General features: G+C 40.7%; 18 protein-coding genes. 7 read left to right on the top strand and 11 right to left on the bottom strand.

Going from position 1 to position 19,999, the window contains the following annotated elements; translation table 11 throughout:
* Positions 1–6: 6 nt before the first annotated feature.
* From HUJ22_RS01625 to HUJ22_RS01605, 5 genes are all read left to right on the top strand, one after another.
* Complete coding sequence (locus tag HUJ22_RS01625) at positions 7–504, top strand: NfeD family protein (RefSeq protein WP_290872785.1); 498 nt, start codon at positions 7–9, stop codon at positions 502–504.
* A gap of 1 nt (position 505) precedes the next feature.
* Positions 506–1,444: a stomatin-like protein gene (locus HUJ22_RS01620; protein WP_290872782.1), complete on the top strand. Its 939-nt coding sequence runs from the start codon at positions 506–508 to the stop codon at positions 1,442–1,444.
* Positions 1,445–1,455: 11 nt separating this feature from the next.
* Positions 1,456–2,397 (top strand): stomatin-like protein, encoded by a 942-nt coding sequence (locus HUJ22_RS01615; protein WP_290872780.1) that lies wholly within the window; start codon positions 1,456–1,458, stop codon positions 2,395–2,397.
* A 196-nt stretch (positions 2,398–2,593) separates the two neighbouring features.
* The gene (locus HUJ22_RS01610) at positions 2,594–4,330 is read left to right on the top strand and encodes a phospho-sugar mutase (protein WP_290872777.1); all 1,737 of its coding nucleotides are present in this window, start codon (positions 2,594–2,596) and stop codon (positions 4,328–4,330) included.
* A 205-nt stretch (positions 4,331–4,535) separates the two neighbouring features.
* Complete coding sequence (locus tag HUJ22_RS01605) at positions 4,536–5,681, top strand: hypothetical protein (protein ID WP_290872774.1); 1,146 nt, start codon at positions 4,536–4,538, stop codon at positions 5,679–5,681.
* A gap of 110 nt (positions 5,682–5,791) precedes the next feature.
* Here the strand turns inward: HUJ22_RS01605 and HUJ22_RS01600 are convergent, their stop codons facing one another.
* The 8 genes from HUJ22_RS01600 to HUJ22_RS01565 all read right to left on the bottom strand — a co-directional run bounded on the left by HUJ22_RS01600 (position 5,792) and on the right by HUJ22_RS01565 (position 14,497).
* Positions 5,792–6,526 (bottom strand): hypothetical protein, encoded by a 735-nt coding sequence (locus HUJ22_RS01600; protein ID WP_290872773.1) that lies wholly within the window; start codon positions 6,524–6,526, stop codon positions 5,792–5,794.
* A 125-nt stretch (positions 6,527–6,651) separates the two neighbouring features.
* The gene (dprA, locus tag HUJ22_RS01595) at positions 6,652–7,791 is read right to left on the bottom strand and encodes a DNA-processing protein DprA (RefSeq protein ID WP_290872770.1); all 1,140 of its coding nucleotides are present in this window, start codon (positions 7,789–7,791) and stop codon (positions 6,652–6,654) included.
* Positions 7,754–8,764 carry a GTPase ObgE gene (gene obgE, locus HUJ22_RS01590; RefSeq protein ID WP_290872767.1) on the bottom strand — a complete coding sequence of 337 codons (1,011 nt, stop codon included), beginning with the start codon at positions 8,762–8,764 and terminating at the stop codon, positions 7,754–7,756. The genes dprA and obgE overlap by 38 nt, the downstream gene beginning before the upstream one ends.
* A 73-nt stretch (positions 8,765–8,837) precedes the next feature.
* A complete protein-coding gene (locus HUJ22_RS01585) occupies positions 8,838–11,012 on the bottom strand; it encodes a S9 family peptidase (RefSeq protein WP_290872764.1) in 2,175 nt (724 codons plus the stop codon).
* 73 nt (positions 11,013–11,085) lie between these two features.
* Complete coding sequence (accD, locus tag HUJ22_RS01580; protein WP_290872762.1) at positions 11,086–11,931, bottom strand: acetyl-CoA carboxylase, carboxyltransferase subunit beta; 846 nt, start codon at positions 11,929–11,931, stop codon at positions 11,086–11,088.
* A 66-nt stretch (positions 11,932–11,997) separates the two neighbouring features.
* Positions 11,998–12,654, bottom strand: coding sequence for a tRNA (adenosine(37)-N6)-threonylcarbamoyltransferase complex dimerization subunit type 1 TsaB (gene tsaB / locus HUJ22_RS01575; RefSeq protein WP_290872759.1), 657 nt, complete (start codon positions 12,652–12,654; stop codon positions 11,998–12,000).
* 25 nt (positions 12,655–12,679) lie between these two features.
* The gene (locus HUJ22_RS01570; protein ID WP_290872756.1) at positions 12,680–13,960 is read right to left on the bottom strand and encodes a dihydroorotase; all 1,281 of its coding nucleotides are present in this window, start codon (positions 13,958–13,960) and stop codon (positions 12,680–12,682) included.
* A gap of 90 nt (positions 13,961–14,050) precedes the next feature.
* Positions 14,051–14,497 (bottom strand): YiiD C-terminal domain-containing protein, encoded by a 447-nt coding sequence (locus tag HUJ22_RS01565; protein WP_290872753.1) that lies wholly within the window; start codon positions 14,495–14,497, stop codon positions 14,051–14,053.
* A 260-nt stretch (positions 14,498–14,757) separates the two neighbouring features.
* On the opposite strand from HUJ22_RS01565, the gene xseA reads away from it, so the two are divergent.
* On the top strand, positions 14,758–15,954 hold the full coding sequence (gene xseA, locus HUJ22_RS01560; RefSeq protein ID WP_290872750.1) for an exodeoxyribonuclease VII large subunit: 1,197 nt from the start codon (positions 14,758–14,760) through the stop codon (positions 15,952–15,954).
* 41 nt (positions 15,955–15,995) lie between these two features.
* Here xseA and pheA read toward each other — a convergent pair whose 3' ends face one another.
* Complete coding sequence (pheA, locus tag HUJ22_RS01555; RefSeq protein WP_290872746.1) at positions 15,996–17,135, bottom strand: prephenate dehydratase; 1,140 nt, start codon at positions 17,133–17,135, stop codon at positions 15,996–15,998.
* A gap of 50 nt (positions 17,136–17,185) precedes the next feature.
* Between pheA and HUJ22_RS14950 the strand changes: the two genes are divergently transcribed.
* Entirely contained in the window at positions 17,186–17,344 is a 159-nt protein-coding gene (locus HUJ22_RS14950; RefSeq protein ID WP_366870996.1) for a CPBP family glutamic-type intramembrane protease, read from the top strand.
* Positions 17,345–17,470: 126 nt separating this feature from the next.
* Here HUJ22_RS14950 and HUJ22_RS01550 read toward each other — a convergent pair whose 3' ends face one another.
* Both HUJ22_RS01550 and HUJ22_RS01545 read right to left on the bottom strand, forming a co-directional pair.
* The gene (locus HUJ22_RS01550) at positions 17,471–18,559 is read right to left on the bottom strand and encodes an AI-2E family transporter (protein WP_290872744.1); all 1,089 of its coding nucleotides are present in this window, start codon (positions 18,557–18,559) and stop codon (positions 17,471–17,473) included.
* A 137-nt stretch (positions 18,560–18,696) separates the two neighbouring features.
* Positions 18,697–19,890 carry a phosphoglycerate kinase gene (locus tag HUJ22_RS01545; RefSeq protein WP_290872741.1) on the bottom strand — a complete coding sequence of 398 codons (1,194 nt, stop codon included), beginning with the start codon at positions 19,888–19,890 and terminating at the stop codon, positions 18,697–18,699.
* Positions 19,891–19,999: the final 109 nt, after the last annotated feature.

Here is a 19,999-nt window from a genome sequence, read left to right as displayed (position 1 = left end):
GTAGCTATGGATCATGAAATTCTTACTTGGATATTTTTAATCGGGGGAGTCCTTTTAATGATACTTGAAGCAGTTCTGCCCGGCGGCATCGCTTTTCTTTTGGGAATAACCGGAATTGGAGTTGGCGTTCTTAGGTATTTCGGCTTTCTGGAAGATCCACTAACAGCTACATTTATCTGGTTATTTACCTCCACCATACTGACAATTGCCATACGACCCTTCATCAATAAATACTTCAAAGGAGAAAGCTCTTATAAATTGGCCGATGAAGATTATGAAGCCATGGATCAAATAGCGGAAGTGATTGAGCCCATCAATGACTTGGATAATGAAGGGCGCATTCGCTTCCAGGGCATTTCCTGGCAGGCACGATCAATGGAAGGGAAAATCCCGTCCGGGAGTCAGGTTCGAATCAAGTACCGAGACAACACTACCTGGATTGTTGAGCCTGCAGATCCCATCGAATCCCCAAAAAATCAACTTAAAGACTCAAACAAAAACTGATATGTGGACCACTCTCTTAGTTATCATTGTACTTTCGTACTTCGTGCTCACACGATTATTCCAGATTGTTGAGTTTCGCGAAGAAGTTATCCAGGAACGGCTGGGAAAATATAAAAAAACCCTGAAACCGGGGTTTCACTTTTTGATTCCTTTCGTAGATCGCCCGGCTTATAGCCAGGAAATGCGTGAACAGGTACTGGATGTTCCCAGTCAAACCTGCATCACCAAAGACAATATTGAAGTTTCAGTAGATGGGCTTGTGTACTTAAAGGTAATGAGCTCTCACAAAGCCAGTTACGGCATTTCTGATTATCAGGCAGCCGCAGTGAACCTGGCGCAAACAACCATGCGCAGCGAGATTGGTAAAATGACCCTGGACGACACGTTTTCGGAACGCGAGAAAATGAATGAAAACATTGTTCGGGAAATTGATAAAGCCGCTGACCCCTGGGGAATAAAAGTAATGCGGTATGAACTTAAGAATATTCGACCATCCGGCGAGATTATCGATACCATGGAGCGACAGATGGAGGCTGAACGTGAAAAGAGAGCCGAAATCACCAATTCCGAAGGGCATCGGCAGGCTCGTATTTATGAATCGGAAGGTGAACAACAAAGTCAGGTCTTGGTATCTGAAGCTAATCGTCAGAAACGCATTAATGAAGCAAAAGGCCGCGCCAAGGAAATTGAATTGATTGCAACGGCCACGGCAAAGGGAATACGGCGGGTAGCAGAAGCCATTGAACGTCCCGGAGGTCAGTTAGCCGTTAAAACCAAGCTGGTAGAACAATATATCAAACAGTTTGGAAATATCATTCAGAAATCAAATGTCTCTGTTTTGCCTACGGAGACAGCCAATCTGAAAACCTTTTTTGAAGGGGTAAGCACCATCAGTGATCACACAAAAGATCCATCCGGTAAAACAAAAACGAGTAAATAAGAAGAGTTATCATGGAAATTTTAGAAACAATCAGTAAAATTTTATTGGGGTTGTTCTCCATTTATGTGATGTATCAATTTGTACGTTCGCTGCGCCTGGTTCCCAATCAGTTTGCATTTATTGTGGAGCGGCTTGGAAACTATCATAAAACGCTTGGTCCCGGATTTCACGCCCTCATACCCTTCATTGATAAAGTAGTGTACAAACAGGATTTGCGTGAAGAAACCATTGAGGTGGAACCACAAGAATGTTTTACCAAGGATAATGTAAAGGTAGAAGTGGATGGAGTAATCTATCTCAGTGTAATGGATCCCGTAAATGCCAGCTATGGAGTTACCAATTATCGATACGCTGCAGTCCAACTGGCCCAAACCACTACCCGTTCTGTACTTGGAAATATGGAACTGGATCAGACTTTTGAGGAACGTGCCGCCATGAGTAAAGAAGTGGTGAAAGTACTCAGTGAAGTTGAACAAGTTTGGGGAATCAAAGTACACCGTTACGAGATTAAGAATATTGTTACCCCGCGTACCGTACAAAAAGCCATGGAGCGACAAATGACTGCTGAACGCGATCGACGAGCTATCATAGCCAAATCTGAGGGGGTAAAAGGCTCCAAAATAAATGACGCCGAAGGTATGCGAACGGAAATCATTAATATTTCCGAAGCCGAAATGCAGCGCCGTATTAATGAAGCTGAAGGTTACGCTGAAGAAATCTTATCCATAGCCGAAGCCACTGCAAAGTCTATTGAAGAAGTAGCTGACGCTCTCTCCCAGCCCAAAGGAAAAGAAGCCATGAAACTTCAGCTTTCAGAAAAATATCTCAGTGTATTATCCGGGCTTGGACGGGATGAAAACAGCGTAATCTTGCCGAAGGATATTTCCAATTATGATGCATTGATGGAAGGGCTTTCGCTTAATGATTTGGACGAAGTGAAGGGAAAAGACTAACTATTTTCCTTATATCGCTGAATGCGAAAGAGGCTTCATTTTGGCATTTTCTAACATGATTGGAAGTGGGTGTTGAACATCAGGTATTTATTAATTTGATATTCAAAACTCCTGAATTGCCTTTCTTTATTATTTATATTTCGCCAGTATAAAATTCTGTATTTATCAACTATTTCACTATAAACTATCAGAGATTATGAAGGCATTAGATTCGGCTGTACAAACCAAAATTGACCAATGGCTGAACGGGAGTTATGACGAAGAAACCAAAACCGTAATCCGGAAAAAACTGGAGGAGGAGAAATTTGATGAACTCACAGATGCTTTCTACAAAGACCTGGAATTTGGCACGGGCGGACTCCGGGGAATTATGGGAATCGGGTCAAACCGGGTAAACAAATATACATTTGGGATTGCGACTCAGGGTTTAGCTAACTTCTTAAAAAATAATTATCCCGAACAAGATCTGAAAGTAGCCATCGCCCATGATTGCAGAAATAATTCCGAAACGCTGGCAAAAGTTGTGGCAGATGTTTTTTCCGCAAATGGCATTCATGTGTTTTTCTTTGACGGCCTCCGCCCCACTCCTGAGCTTTCCTTTGCTATAAGAGAGTTGGGCTGCCAGAGCGGGGTGATGCTTACCGCTTCTCATAATCCTAAGGAGTATAACGGGTATAAAGCATATGGTGCTGACGGAGGGCAATTTGTGGCTCCTTATGACAAAATGGTAATGGAAGAGGTGCAGAAAATATCTGATGTGAATGAAGTTAATTTTGATGGTGATGACAGCCTCATTGAGGTAATTGGAAAAGAGATAGATGAAAAATACCTTGACGAGCTGGTTAAACTGTCTGTTTCCAAAGAGGCTATTAAGCGACAAAAGGATTTGAAAATTGTGTTTTCTCCAATCCATGGTACCTCTCGCGAATTGGTGCCGGAAGTGTTGAAGCGCTATGGTTTTGAAAATGTGACATTGGTAGATGAACAAATGACGCCCGATGGTAATTTCCCAACGGTAGTTTACCCCAACCCGGAGGAAAAAGAAGCCTTGAACATGGCACTGGAGAAAGCCAATGAAATTGATGCGGATCTGGTGATGGCTACTGACCCCGATGCCGATCGTGTTGGAATCGCCGTTAAAGACCTGGATAATAATTTTGTGCTCTTAAACGGAAATCAAACCGGTTCACTTATTATCAATTACATGCTTACAGCCTGGGAACAAGCCGGTAAAATTACCGGAAACGAATACATTGTGAAAACGGTAGTCACCTCTTACCTCATCGACCGCGTTGCCGAGGCGAAAGGTGTGGAATGCTTCAATACTCTCACAGGATTCAAGTACATTGGTGAATTGATGACGAAACTCGAAGGGGTAAAACAGTTTATAGCCGGTGGAGAGGAAAGTTATGGATACCTTATTGGGGAACATGTGAGAGACAAAGATGCCGTAATTTCTTGCGCCATCATTGCCGAAATGACAGCCTTTTATAAAGATCAGGGAACAAGCCTATACGAAGCACTTCTGGATATGTATGTAGAACATGGATTATTTCGAGAGAATTTAGTTTCAGTTACTAAAAAAGGAAAAGCCGGAGCCGAAGAAATCCAACAGATGATGATGAATTTCAGGGCTAATCCTCCCAAAAAACTTGGGGGTTCTCAAGTGGTTATGGTAAAGGATTATCAGACTTCTGAAGAGAAAAATATTGCTACCGGTCAAATAACAGATATCGACCTTCCGAAATCAAATGTACTGCAATTTATCACTGAAGACGGCTCCATAGTTTCTGTCCGACCATCGGGAACGGAACCTAAAATAAAATTTTATTGCAGTGTAAATAGCAAGCTAATGAGCCCGGAAGATTACGAGTTGGCAGCTAATACTCTCGATAAAAAAATCGAGGTTATGATAGAGGCTTTGCAAAATTGATAATTCATCATGGCCTCTGACATTCTCCCTTTCTATTATTTATCATTTCCATCTATAAATTTGATCTGTCCATAGTAATTCAGCTTTACTTTCATTGGTAAACCTCATTAATTATTGACAAGAATTAACAGCGGTAGATGGAACACTGTGGTGTCAAAAATGTTGGTATAGATACATCACACATCTACAAAAAAGAGGAGATATCATGAGTGTAGTAAATAGAGAAACCATTGAAAAGCTTATCAGTGAAACTCAGGACGTTAATGTTACCATTTTTATCCCCACTCATAAAAAAGGAGAAGAAGGAAAACAAGACTCAATAAGGCTCAAGAATATTATTCAAAAAACAAAAAATGAACTTATAGAAAAAGGATGGAAAGAAAACAGGGTTGATGAGCTTTTTAAACCTGTTTATACAAAAACAGAAGAAAATCAATTTTGGCTGCACCAGGATAAAGGATTGGCCTTGTATGTAAATGAACAATATTTCGATTTCTTTAAAATACCCGTCAGTCCTAAAGAAAATTTTTATATATCTGATAACTTTCTAATCACTCCTTTGCTGGAGCTGCAAAACCATCACAACATATATCATGTATTATTACTCAGTCAAAGTGAAACAAAGATGTTCAAAGTGGCGCCGGATGAAACAACTCAAGTGAAGTTTGAAAGTGTTCCTACCAGTATGGAAGAACATTTAAAATATCATGTTCATGAGCGCTCGGTACAACATCATACTGGCACAAGCGGTGGCGGAGCCGTATTTCATGGACAAGGTGCCGATGTAGATGAGAACAAAAAAGAGCTTGAGTTATTTCTGAAACATATTGAAAATAAAGTCACCAAATACTTAAAAAGAGTGAATGGGCCATTGGTTTTAGCGGGCCCTGACAAGATGATTTCTTATTACAAGAAAGCGAATAAATACTTCAATCTTCTTGATAATCATATTATCGGAAATTGTGATACAAAAAGTGTTCAGGAAATTGAAGAAGAATCCTGGGATATTGTGGAAGCCTATTTTAGAGAAGAAATACTCAGCGATATCGAACGCTTTAACGACCTGCAGGGAAGCGAACTTATTTCAACTGACGTAAGTGATATTGTAAAAGGAGCATATTTCGGAAAGGTAGATACTTTATTTGTGCCTATGGGATTTCACCAATATGGTATTTTCGATCCCAACAAAAACAGAGTTGAGATCTCTGATAAGCTAAATGGAGAAGCCGTAGATTTAATCAATTATGCAGCGATATCTGCATTGAGAAATGGGAGTACTTTATACGGATTGCCGCAATCAGAAGTACCTAATAACTCAGGTCTTGCCGCTATTTACAGGTACAAATCTTAGTTCAGCAAACACCTGGTTTTTTGGCAGATTCGATTTACCGGTTACCGGTTACCGGTTCAAACCGAATCTGCCAACTTTTTTCCTGACACCATCATGATTTCCGGAAAGGTTTAAGTTTGTGCTTTAATTCGAAGCCAAACAACAAGGTTAGGGTTTATCTCACCACGAGTTTGCAGCAATCTCTTGCTTCCCTTGTCAATCCAGTAATGATAAATATCTTCGGAATTCTTTCTTGAGACTTCATATTTCACGGCTTCATACATTTTTTCGTGTAATGTTACTTCCTCCACTCCCTCTTTTCTTATTCTCAGTACACCCTCCTTATTGTTATATGAGTAAATAGGAATTTCCCAACTTATCGCATTCCCTTTTTCTATGGCATATAATAAAGTTGGCAACCAATGTGAATCATACCTTAGCTGATCAAAGTTTGCCGAATAACTGGTATCCTGATTCAACCCATATCCTCTTCTTTTCACTCTAATGTCAGCACCACTATTCGCTTCATTATATTTCACTGTTATATTTTCCCTTGTTTCAGTGGTTGATCGATAGAACTTCGGGGCAAAATTTTCTGAATTCACTACAAGGCTATCTTCAATAACTATATTTGGGAGAGCCTGCCGGTAAACTATAACCATGCGATCTCCTGTTTTTTTAATCATTTCAGTAATGGTACCAAGAGTTGACAATTTACCGTTCTGCTCCCGAACATATTCATAAACCTGAACACCTGGTTCAATATTTTCACCTGATAATTCGATTTCTTTTTTTACCTGAGCCGCTAATTCGGTTCCTGTTTGAAATAAAAAAATGGTTATCAATACTAAGAGTATTTTCTTCATCTATGATCCTTCTGTTTACCAAAACTGTTGATTCTAAATTAAATCCTGAAGCGGGAAAGTAACGAGTGAAGCTAAGTTCCCAAATCAAGTTCTATCATTAAGATACAAACAATGGTATGTAAAACTTACTTCAACTCAAAAACCTTACCTGCCTTTTGTTGTACCAAATTTTCCATTTCCAGGTTAAGTAAAATGACCAATAAGCGACTGGTGTCAATTCCCAACTCTTCACTTAAGTTATCGATCTGATAGGCCTTTTTTTCCAGGGCTTCACATATTTTGATTGCCGATTCATCGAGCTCACTTTTACGCCAATCAGGTTTTGCTGTTTCTTGAGGACTTGATGAATCACCTGCCGTTGAATATTCAACGGGAAGTTCTTCCAGGACATCATCTATTGTTTGAACCAACTTAGCCGCCCCTCTTTTAATAAGGTAGTTGCATCCCGTACCGGAAGGATTTCCTAAAGGATGAGGCACAGCAAATACTTCCCTGTTTTGATCGAGGCCAAGATCTGCCGTAATCATACTTCCTCCTTTTATCCCGGATTCAACCACCAATACCCCAAGGCTCATTCCGCTTACAATGCGATTGCGGACAGGAAAATTAACAGCATCGGGATTAGTGCCCAAAGGGTATTCTGTAATTACTGCGCCACCTGATTTTACGATATTATTAGCAAGATCTGTATTTTCCTTTGGATAAAGGTTATCAATCCCTGACCCTAAAACAGCCACAGTGGGAGCTTTATGATCAAGAGCTGTTCTATGAGCAATGGAGTCAATTCCATAGGCCAATCCGCTAAAAATACATAAACCCTGATCAGCTAATTCCCCGGTCAGTTTTTTCGCCATATTTCGTCCGTATTGCGATGTATTCCGAGTGCCAACTACAGCCACTCCGGGTTTAGACAATGCCTCATAATTTCCTTTCAACCAAAATAAAATCGGCGGATCATAAATTTGCTTTAAAAGTGAGGGGTATTCAGGGTCGGCTAAAGTGATAATCTGTGAACCACTTTTCTCTGTAGCTCTAATGATTTCATCAACCTCATCCCAGTTATTAAAAGAAAGTATAGACAGTGCGGAAGCTTCTCCAATATCCTCTATCATTCGAAGCTTTCTTTTGCTCAGGGCAAAAATTTCTCCGGGGTCTTCAATTTTTTTTAGCAGTTTGAACACCCGGCGGCAACCAAAACCGGGAATTAAACTAAGCGCTATTAGTACCCTAAGTTTTTTCTTGTTCCTTTTCTTGTTCTTTAGCATGTTGAATCATTTCCCAAAGTTTCTCTCTTAGCTCATCGATACCATGACCGGTGGCTGAAGAAATAGGAATAACGGGAATTTCATCATCAAAGTGAAGTTCTTCTTCTAACTCAAACCCTTGTTTTAAATCCATCTTAGTGATAGCTAACACTCGAGGTTTGTCCAGCAAATCTTTTCGATATGACTTAAGCTCATTAAGCAACGCATTGTATTCATACTCGATATCGGTCATGGCACTTACCATAAACAATAATACATTATTACGCTCTATGTGCCTCAGGAATTGAATTCCAAGACCTTTTCCTTCATGTGCTTCTTCTATAATTCCGGGAATATCTGCCATCACAAAACTTCGGTAATCCGAAAATTTTACTACTCCCAAATTAGGCTCCAATGTTGTAAATGGATAATCTGCAATTTTAGGCTTTGCATGAGAAAGAACTGAAAGTAATGTGCTTTTACCGGCATTCGGGAATCCGACTAATCCTACATCAGCAATCAATTTCAATTCTAATTCAACTACACGCTCTTCACCGGGTTTGCCTTCCTGAGCAAACTGTGGAGTTTGATTTGTAGAACTTTTGAAGTGCCAGTTTCCTAACCCGCCTTTACCTCCTTTGGCTATTACCAATTCTTCTCCCTCTTCGGTGATTTCACCTAATCGTTCTTTGGTTTCAGCATCATAAACCACCGTACCGAGCGGAACTTCCAAAATTTCAGGATCACCATCTGAGCCGGTCATCCGACTTTTTGCTCCATTTTCACCATGCTCAGCTTTAATATATTTCCGGTATCTAAGATCAAGAATGGTGTTGAGCTGTGGATTTCCCACCAGCTTTACATCGCCCCCTTTGCCACCATCGCCTCCGTCAGGACCTCCTTTGGGTACATATTTTTCTCTCCGAAAATGAAGAGCTCCATCTCCACCTCGTCCTGCAGTCACATAAATTTTAGCGTAATCAGCGAAGCGCATTTGATAATTTTAAAAGATTAGTATTGAATGTTACATCTGAGTACAGATGTAACATTCACGTAAAAAGTAATAATTATAGATTTTCTAAAATAAACTCATTCATCATTCGGTACAGATGGCGGCTGGTATTTCCCCCATAAATGCCATGATTCCGGTTGGGATAAATCATCAGGTCAAAATGCACATCTCCGGCTATCAAGGCATCAACCATCTCAACGGCATTTTGATAATGTACGTTATCATCTCCGGTGCCATGAACCAATAAGTAATTTCCTTCAATTTGTTCTGCCTTTGTCAACGGAGAACCTTCTTTGTAACCTTCCGGGTTCAGCTGGGGAGTTTGCATAAACCGCTCGGTATAAATGGTGTCATAATATTTCCAGTGTGTTACGGGAGCAACCGCTATGGCAGTACTGAATACATCTGCTCCTTCTGCCAGGGCCAGGGAAGACATATAGCCGCCATAACTCCATCCCCAAATTCCAATCCGATTTGCATCTACAAAGGACAGTTGAGAAAAATACTTAGCCGCCTCAATTTGATCGGCTGTTTCCAGCTGTCCTAATTTCTTATACGTCTGCTTTTTAAAATCACGACCACGACCTCCGGTACCGCGATTGTCGACCGAAACCACAATATATCCCTGGTTTGCAAGATATTGATGCCACATAGGGCGTACACCACTTTCAAATCTACGAGTGACCGTTTGACTGCCGGGGCCACCATATACATACATCAGCAGCGGGTACTGTCGTGTAGAGTCAAAATCAACCGGTTTCATCATATATGCATTTAATTGGGCACCGTTTATATCCAGTGTCAAAAATTCTTTTTGAATCAGGCTGTATTCTTCCATTTTTCCTGCCAGTTCAGTATTTGCTTCAATCGTGCGGACTTCTCTTCCGTCTTGACGATGCAAAGAAACAACGGGAGGTTTATTATAATCTGCCCAATTATCAATGTAATACTTAAAGTCACGGCTCATATTGATGCTGTGCCAACCCGCGCCTTCCGTCAATTTTTCTTTTCTTTTCCCATCTACCCGTACACTGTATAGATGCCTCTCCAACGAAGATTCTTCAGTTCCCACATAATACAAACGGTAATTTCGCTCATCATGACCGAGCAAACTTGTCACATCCCATTCACCGTTGGTTACCTGCTGAAGTTCTTCTCCTTCCATATTGTACAAATACACATGATTATAACCATCCTTGTCGCTGGTAGTTATAAACTGTTTTCCATTGCTTAAAAAATGCAGGTTATCATGAATATCAATCCAAGTGTCACTCTCTTCAGTCAATATCACCTCAGAGGAACCTGTTTCCGCATTAGCAAATAACAGATCCAGCTTGTTTTGAAGACGATTCATCCTTCGTATGGCAAGTAAGTTGTTATCATTTGTCCAGTTAATTCTGGGAATGTATTGGTCGGTTTCATCGCCAATATCCATGGTAACAGTTTCCCCGGAATCGAGATGGTATACATGAATAGATACTATGGAATTATCCTCCCCGGCTTTCGGATATTTGAACTTAACCGCTTCCGGATATAATCCGTCCCATTCAGTCATAAAAAACTCTTGAACACGCTCTTCATTGAATTTATAGAATCCAATCCGATTACCATCCGGCGACCAAAACCATGCTTTTGCAAAACCAAATTCTTCTTCATAAACCCAGTCAGCAGCTCCATTAATAATTTTATTGAATTCACCATCATCGGTAATTTGAGTTTCCACACCTGTCTCAAGGTCAACCCAAAATAAATTATTGTCTCTTACAAAAGCCGCACGGTCTCCCTGGGGTGAAAGTTCAGCGTATTGTTGTTTTTCCTCCGACTGTGTCAGTTTTGAAAGCTCATCGGCCCCAATATCATACACATAATAATTTTCACGGGTACTTCGTCTCCAGATTCGCTCAATATCGGTTTTAATAAGCAATTTTGATTCATCGGCAGAAAATTGATAGCCCTGAATATTAAAGGGGCGCTCTCCGTCACTTCCTTCAAAATCAGCGCCATCAAACAATGTCCGTTCTGTTCCATCCACTATATTAAAACGGATGATTTTGTTTTCGTTAGTGGCAGAATAATATCCTCCATCATTCATCCAACGCACATTTTGTACATTGTTAGGAGAAAAAGTGCCATCAAAAAGGTGGGTAAATTCAATCGGTTGCTTATCCTGGGCAACGGAGGTAACAGAACATATTACAAGTAATAAGACAGACAGCTTCAGTACTTTCATAAGATCAAGTTGGGTTTAAACAAGAAAAGAACGCGGATTGCATTCTTTTCAGGATTGGTTATTAAAATTTAATTTATTTTTTATGGAGAACGAGTTTCAGCAACTTGGTAAGCTTTGCTTTCATCTCATTTCTTGGTACAATGAAATCCAGGAATCCATGTTCCAATAAATATTCTGCCGTCTGAAACCCTTCCGGCAAATCCCGGCCTATGGTTTGGCGAATAACCCGCGGACCGGCAAAACCAATTAAAGCGCCGGGCTCGGCAACATTAAAATCTCCCAGCATAGCATAACTAGCAGTTACACCTCCGGTGGTTGGGTCGGTCATATAAGAAATGTAAGGTACCTTTGCTTCTTCCAGCTGAGCAAGTTTAGCTGAAGTTTTTGCCATCTGCATTAAGCTGAGTACACTTTCCATCATACGTGCCCCACCGGTTTGAGAAATAATAATCAAGGGGAATTTATTTTCTCGGGCATGATCTATGGCAACTCCAAGTCGCTCACCAACTACCGAACCCATACTTCCGCCAATAAATGAAAAATCCATACAGGCAACCACAATATCGAGTTTATTCATTTTACCGACTCCAACCCGTGCGGCATCAGACAGGCCTGTTTTTTCCTGATATTCCTTGAGCCGATCTTTGTATTTTTTGCGGTCTTCAAATTCAAGAGGGTCGGTAGGCTGAATTTCATGCCCCAATTCCTCAAACTTTCCTTTATCGAAAATAATATCAAAATATTTTTCACTTCCAATCCTGAAGTGATAGCCGCTTAACGGATCTACCCAAAGGTTATCTTCAAGCTCTCGCCTATGAATGGTTTCACCGGTAGTGGGTACTTTAATCCAAACACCTTCCGGCATTTCTTTTCGAGTGTCAGTTTGGATGTTTTCGTCTTTTCTTTTAAACCAGGACATATGCTGCTTTTTGTGAATTTTTTAGACTTATAAAATAAAGATTCTGAGGCTTAATTCTGAATCTGTTTACAGAGAGGTATTATTTACCTGACTGCTACTTAAATAGTTGGACTCAAGTTCCTCAGCTGTTGTTTTAGCAAAAAAATATTCTTTTTCATCACCGTTAAAAAGTGAAATCAACGTTTTTGAGGTAATGACCGTCGAATCCATAATTTTTACCTCTTCCATTTTTTTTGCATCTAATCGTTCAATTCCTGTTCCAATAATATAATCTCCGGGAGACAGTTTCTCTTGAATTTCGGAGATTTCCAAAATTTGTGACTCAGAAACGGCTGATAACACATTATCTTTCTTAAATTCCTGATAATACAGATGTTTTCGGCGAGCGTTGATTACTGCATGAATATTTCCTTCTTTTGCAGACTGCGCAAACCCTGCCAATGTATTGGCCGCATAAACATCCACATTCACCCCAAAAAGCATCCCTTTTACTGCACTGGCTGCTATTCTTAGTCCGGTATAAGACCCGGGGCCTGTACTTACCAAAACTGCATCCAAATCACTCATCTTAAATGAATATTCCTTCATTAATTCCCTGATAAATAGAAAAAGTAATTCAGAATGAGAGCCTTTACGTTCAGTTCTTTTTTCATAAACCTTGCCTTCGCTATCCTGAAAGCAAACCGAGCAAATATTTGTGGCCGTCTCTATGGCGAGTATCATCAACTTCTGTTTTTAAAGCGCTGAACTAACGAAGTTCGTTTAGCACTAATTGCCCTTTGTTAAAAATCCCAACCGCTCTTCCCTGTAATTTTTCATTTAGATAAGGAGAATTCTTCGACTTGGATCGAACGTTTTTCGGTGTGAATGTCCATTCTTCGTCCGAATTGAAAAAAGTAAGGTTGGCTTTAGCTCCTTCTTTGATTTCCGGAATTTCCAGGTTCAGAATTTTACGAGGATTGTATACCAGTTTCTCCATCAATTGTTGAAGATTTAATTTCTTGGTTTGCAGCAATCGTTTATTCGAAACAGACCATGCCGTTTCCAATCCTATGATTCCATTAGGGGCGTAAATAAACTCTACTTCTTTTTCCTCAATCGCATGTGGGGCATGATCAGTACAAATTGCATCAATGGTTCCATCCACTAAACCTTCCACCATCGCATCCACGTCTTCCTGAGTGCGTAATGGGGGGTGCATTTTAAAATTGGTATCGTAATTTGTACGGTCAATTTCTTCATCCGTCAAATCAAAGTGATGAGCACAGACTTCGGTGGTCACCTTAATTCCTTTCTTCTTAGCCTTCCGCACCAAATCCACAGCATTTTTAGTACTGATATGTGCAACGTGAATATGCCCGCCGGTATATTCTGCCAGCATAATATCGCGAGCTATCATTACCTCCTCTGCAATTGCCGGTGTACCATCCAAGCCAAGCCGGGTCGAAACTTTGCTCTCATTCATATGTCCCGGTCTGGATAAATCCAGGTCTTCTTCGTGGTTTATAATTGGCATGCCTAACATTGACGAATACTCCAGGGCCACTCGCATCACTTGAGAATTATACACCGGGTCGCCGTCATCACTGAATGCAACTGCACCGCCTTCTTTTAAATCCGCCATTTCGGCAATAGATTCCCCCTTCCGCTCTTTGGTAACGCAAGCTATGGGATGAACATCAACCGGTAATTTCTCTGCTTTTTTGATAATGAATTCTACCACATCACGTGTATGTGTAGCCGGCTTGGTGTTCGGCATACAGGCTATGGCTGTAAAACCCCCAAAAGCTGCTGCATCACATCCTGTTTTGATGGTTTCTTTATGTTCAAAGCCCGGTTCGCGCAGATGAACATGCATATCCATCCACCCGGGCGACACATAGGCGCCTTTGAAATCGTGCGTATCTTCTCCTTTCTTGGCCTTTAATCCGGTTCCTATTTCTTTGATTACATCCTCCTCAATGCGGATATCAACGGTATCTTTACCTTTATGGGAATTGCTGACAGGTTTCAGGTTTTTGAGGAGCATAAATATGATTTTGGCTTTCAAGTTCGACCGCAAATATACCGTGTTTAGAGGCTAAAGCACAAAGAGAGAATATCCGGGAAAAAGCGATTCTCATTTATTAGCCATCACCACAAAATCCCCTTCAAACTCAGCCATTACGTTCCCTTCTTTTTTAATCTGCGCGTTTAACGTAATTCGAGCCTTTCCAAATCGATCAAACATTTCCATAAAATTCTTCAATATCTCTTTTTTGGGTATAACCAGCTCCGAGAGAAAATCAGAACTTATAGGTTTCAAATAATTGGTAGCACTTCTGCCGATCACAATTCGTGGTATTGAGTCCCGGTCGTCAAACAACATTCTTAGATATGACCACCCGGTTGTAATCAACAAGCTGCTTATGCTCCCGCCAAACGCCGTAGAGCGATGATTGATGTTATTCGACAATGGAGCTTCAAATTTCACCTCCTCTTCGGAAAAAGCCACGGCTTTCACCCCCAATGATTTTGTTATTGGGATGTGTTTATATAAATATTGCTCTATTTCTTGTTTGGTCATGGAATATGTATCGAAATATATTCTTGAAGGATTGAAATCCTTCGCTGGGTTAAAGGATTAGATCTTTGGCTTGGTATTCAATTTTCAAAGATTCGAAATTCATTTGCTGGTCTAAAGAGCTTAGCTTGTATATTTTCATACCTAAAAATATAACAAATAATGCTGTCACCCTATCAACTCTCAAAACTACTTACTTTACCACTTCATCACTCTATATAAACCTCTATATTTGAACTCGATTTTGAACAGAAATTCATTCTATGCCCGACAACCAAATCCCGTTTCTATTCGATATTCCCACCGTATCCCAGCTCACCGATAAGATTAAGAATCTGCTGGAACAAAACTTCACCGATATACTGGTGGAGGGCGAAACCAGCAATGTGAATCAAAGCCGAAACGGACATTATTATTTTACGCTGAAGGATTCTGGAGCCTCCCTGCCCTGCGTAATTTGGAGAACCACTGCACAACGGTTGGATATTAACCTCACTGATGGGCAACAAATTGTAGTTGGAGGAGATTTGCAGGTTTATGCCCCGCACGGCCGGTACCAAATGATAGTGAGTTTGGTTCAACAAGCCGGAATCGGGAAACTACAGCAAGCTTTTGAAAAGCTGAAAGCCAAACTCAAAGAAGAAGGGCTGTTCGACGATAGTCATAAACAACCTCTTCCAAAATTTCCCGAACGGATTGGCGTGGTTACATCAGCAACCGGAGCAGCCTTTCAGGATATCCGCTCTACCTTAGAAAAGCGATGGCCTCTTGCATCAGTGAAATTATATCATGCAAGCGTACAGGGTGTTAATGCTGCTCCCGAAATTGTAGCGGGTATTAACTATTTCACAAATCATAAAAATGTGGACTTAGTTATAATTGGCCGAGGCGGCGGTTCGCTGGAAGATCTTTGGCCTTTCAATGAAGAAGCAGTAGCCCGTGCGGTTTTCCATTGTGAAATACCGGTTATAAGTGCAGTTGGCCATGAGGTCGATTTTTCTATTTCTGATTTTGTTGCGGATGCCCGTGCTGCGACTCCTACTCAAGCCGCCGTACTTGCAGTGCCTGATATCAATGAAATCCGGTTTATGGTTGAAGACTTGTCCAAAAAGATGGAAATCAATACAACAGGAGCCATTGAATTGTATAAAGATAAAGTAACCAATATGGCCAAATCTCATGCTCTATTGGCTGTTAAACAAAAAATGGAATCGGCCAGGTCAAAAATTCTCACACTCAATGAAAAACTGATTTACCGCACCGACTCCCTGCTAAGAAACCGAAAAGAGCACTTCACCAATTTGTTACATGCGTTGGATAAACAGAATCCCAATGAACCCTTGGAAAAAGGGTTTACCCGGGTCTGGCAGGATGGAAAATGGATCCGTCAAGCTGATAAGTTTTCCAATAAAGAAGCTTTTGACATAGAGTGGAAAGAAAAAAAGGTTTCAATAAAATGAGTAATAAGAGCAGTATTGTTTTCCCGGCTTTACATCAAGATTCAATTTTCCTGCTTGGCATAACAACCTAAAATCTTAAGTTCCTCCGCTTCGTTCTCAAGCTCCTTCAATCCGGCCGAAACTTCCGGGGCATCGATATTACCGTGAATATCAAGGTAGAAAGAATACTTCCATGGCTCATTTAATCGTGGTCTGGACTCCAATTTTGCCATGTTTATTTTGTGTTTATGTAAAATATTTAAGCATTCAATCAGTGAGCCCTCTTCATTGGAAGTTACCATCATAAGTGAAGTTTTGGCCGGAATCTGTAAATCAACTTTAACGGGTTTTCTCGTTGCGACTACAAAGCGCGTATAATTTTCCTGTTGATTGGCAATGTCATGCTCAATCACATGCAAACCATATAGGTCGGCGGCATGAGCTCCGGCTATAGCCGCCTGGGAGAGGTCTCCATCCTCTAACACTTTCTTGGCAGACATGGCAGTATCCAAATACGACTCCACTTTGCTTCTGGGCATTTTTGAAAGAAACTCAGTGCACTGCGCAATGGCCTGCGGATGTGAAAGAATTCGGCGAATTTTGGACAAGTCTACCGGTTCCACAGCCATCAGACAATGAACCACTTTCAGAATTTCTTCTCCTACAATGTGCAGTTTCTCATTTCCAAGGATATCATAGGTATCATTAATGGAGCCTGCCGTAGTGTTTTCTATAGGTAACAGAGCGTAATCCACTTTATCATCCAAAACAGCCTGAGCAGCTTGCTGAAACGTATCATAGCCGATGGCATCTACTTCGGAATACCGCTCACTGAAATGCCGGGTTGCCGCAAGATGACTATAGGCCCCATCCGTGCCTTGATAAGATACCCGAATTGTTTCAGCATTGGCCTTTTTATTCTGATGATCCACCAATGAGTGAGTTTGAAACCGCACAGAGTTGGTAATGATTTCCCGGAACAGATGCTCGGCATAATACCTGTCCAGTCCCACTTCATTAGCCAAATCCCGGATACGATTGAGCAGCTGTTCTTCCCGCTCCAAATCCCGGATGCCTTTTTCATTTTTAAGTTTTAAATCTGAAACTTCTTTTACTAATCCTTGTCGCTGCGCCAGCGCCTTTAGAATAGTGCGGTCGATATCATCCAGTTGCTTACGGATGGAATCTAAATTATCTGCCATGTTGTAGGTTTACTTTGGTGAGTAAAGGAAAGTAGGAAAAGTGCAGCGAAATTGGAGAAGAAATTTATAACCGCGACTATTTCATCAATGTTTTTAAAAAGCCTGAAACCGGACTATGGCTATCAGCCGTATTGTCTGTCATTTTCTTTGTATTGAGGCATCTGCCTCCAAACACAATCAAGTGGTTCGATATTCTAATTCAACCATAGCCTATACCCTTTTGTTTATCTTTACCGGACGATTGACCGCCTCTATCATCGCTCACGAAATTTATAATATGACGCTACCCTGATGACTTGTTGAATGTTTTGCAATTAATTCTTCCTGCCATTTAATCAGTCCTCTTCCAGCCAACCGAATCTTCTTTGTAATGATTTTATGGTAATTGAGTGCCGTTCAGTACCTCTATTACCTAATAAAAACCCGATGGGCTTCAAGTCCTCTACATTTTCACAAACGATCTTGAACAGCCCCAGGTACGGAATTATGATAAGCATTCCGGGCAACCCCCAAATCAGTCCTGCACCAATAAGTGAAAATATGATTACAAGAGGATTAATTTCCACATATGATCCGGTGATATTCGGGGTAAGTATATTGTTTTCCAAAAACTGTACAATCACAAATTGAATAATAACGGCAAATGCCAAAGACGGACTTTGGGTCCCTAATACAAAAAGCAGTACCACCCCGTATCCAAGAATAGTTCCGAGATAAGGGATCAAATTGAATATCGCAGCAATAATACCGAACAGGAGTGCATACTCAATCCCTATTAAATAAAAGCCGAGCGAATTTAGCCCCACCAAAATGAAACAAACAATAACGAGACCTTTTAAATATTTCGGGACTACTTCTGAGGCTTGATCAATGATCTTTTGGACTACTTGTTCCTGGTCATCTTTAATAAGCATGGAAATAAAATCCCGAAATTTGTCTCTATAGAAAAGAAGTAAAAAAGTATAGACCGGCAATAACCCAAGACTCAGCAGTGTGTTGGTTGTAGCCGTAAAAAGCTGAGAAATATATTCCCCGGTTTCCCCTAAATCACGTATAAATGCATCAATACCTTCACTTGAAATACCTGTAAATGCTGTGATTCCGCTCAAAATAGACTGAAGGTTATCTTCAAATTGCTCCTTAATTTTTGGAAAGTCATCAGTGAAATTAGCAGAAAGCGCCCCTACCGCAAAAAAGATCGCCCCCAAAAATGCAAGAAATCCCAATACTACAATCAAATTGGTTAGAATGCGGGGCACTTTATGGTTTTCGAGCCAATCGGCATATGGAAATAACAAATAAGCTAACATTACACTAAGGAATAAAGGCACTAACAGCTGACGTGTTAATATCAATGCAGCAACTAGCAAGAACGCAAAAGCCAGCCGGATAGTAGAGCGTAATAATAGCGGATATTCATTCATAGGTCATTTTTTACCGGTAAGAATACTATAAGATGGTAAATTTTTCTTGATAATCTTACCAGTATTTATCTAAATAATAACCTGATGTTTCTTAATATTTATTTTTTTAATAATGGACAATTGCTCAATTAATGCGATTACCTGTCGGTTAGCGAAGCCACACCCGGTAATTCTTTTCCTTCCAAATACTCCAGGCTTGCACCGCCACCGGTGGAAACATGAGAAACATCATCACTAAGCCCGGCTTTTTTAATGGCTGAGGCGGAATCTCCCCCGCCAATAATTGTTGTGGCACCAAACTTAGTGGCTTCAGCCAGGGCTTCGGCCACGGCAAAAGTTCCATCTGCGAAATTCTCCATTTCAAAAACACCCATGGGGCCATTCCATAGCACTGTTTTAGCTGCTTTTATTTGGTTCCCAAAAGCTATGGATGACTGCGGGCCAATATCCAGCCCCATCCAGCCATCTTCAATTCCATCTTCATCCACAACTTTGTGCTCAGCATCATTCTTGAATTCCCTGGCAACCACCGAATCTAAAGGAAGCATAAAACGAATTCCTTTCTCCTCGGCTTTTTTAAGTAACTCTTTGGCTAAATCTACCTTATCATCTTCTACCAGGGAATTCCCAATCGGCCATCCTTTGGCTTTGTAAAAGGTGTAGGTCATTCCTCCTCCAATAATAATGGTGTCCACTTTTGAAATCAGGTTTTCAATCACCCCGATTTTATCTGACACCTTAGCTCCCCCTAAAATAGCCACAAAGGGTCGTTCAGGATCGTTAATACTTTCTTCCAGGTATTTAATTTCCTTATCAAGTAAATGTCCCGAAACGGCCGGCTGCAAATACCTTGTAACACCTGCAACAGATGCATGGGCTCGATGGCTGCTTCCAAAAGCGTCATTCACAAACAGGTCACCATGAGCCGCAAGTTTTTTACTGAATGCTTCATCATTCTTCTTTTCCTCAAGATGAAACCGAACATTTTCCAATACCACAATTTCTCCGAACTCAGCTTTTTCAATCACTGAATCAGCTTTTTCACCGATGCAATCTTTGGCAAAATGAACTTTTGCATCCACCAAAGAAGCAAGATGTTCTGCAGCAGGTTTGAGAGAAAATTCAGGATCATATTCTCCTGCCGGCCGGCCGAGATGACTCATTAAAATCAACAAACCTCCGTTATCTATAACATGATTAATAGAAGGCAATGCCTGCACTATACGATTATCATCGGTGATTTTACCGTCTTTTATGGGAACGTTAAAATCCACGCGCATCAGCACTTTTTTACCTTTTACTTCGATATCGTTCAGAGTGAGTTTTGCCATGATTAAGCAATTATATTGTGTTTATAAATTCGGCTTGAAGGTACCAAGTTCTAATCACGAAATGAAGTTTTGATGAACCTGCTTTTCATCTATAATTTGAATATTTTCC

This window comes from Gracilimonas sp. (assembly GCF_014762685.1).
In the GTDB taxonomy this organism is placed as follows: domain Bacteria; phylum Bacteroidota; class Rhodothermia; order Balneolales; family Balneolaceae; genus Gracilimonas.
The sequence above is the reverse complement of the archived record's forward strand: the minus strand, read 5'-3'. Positions and strand labels throughout refer to the sequence as shown.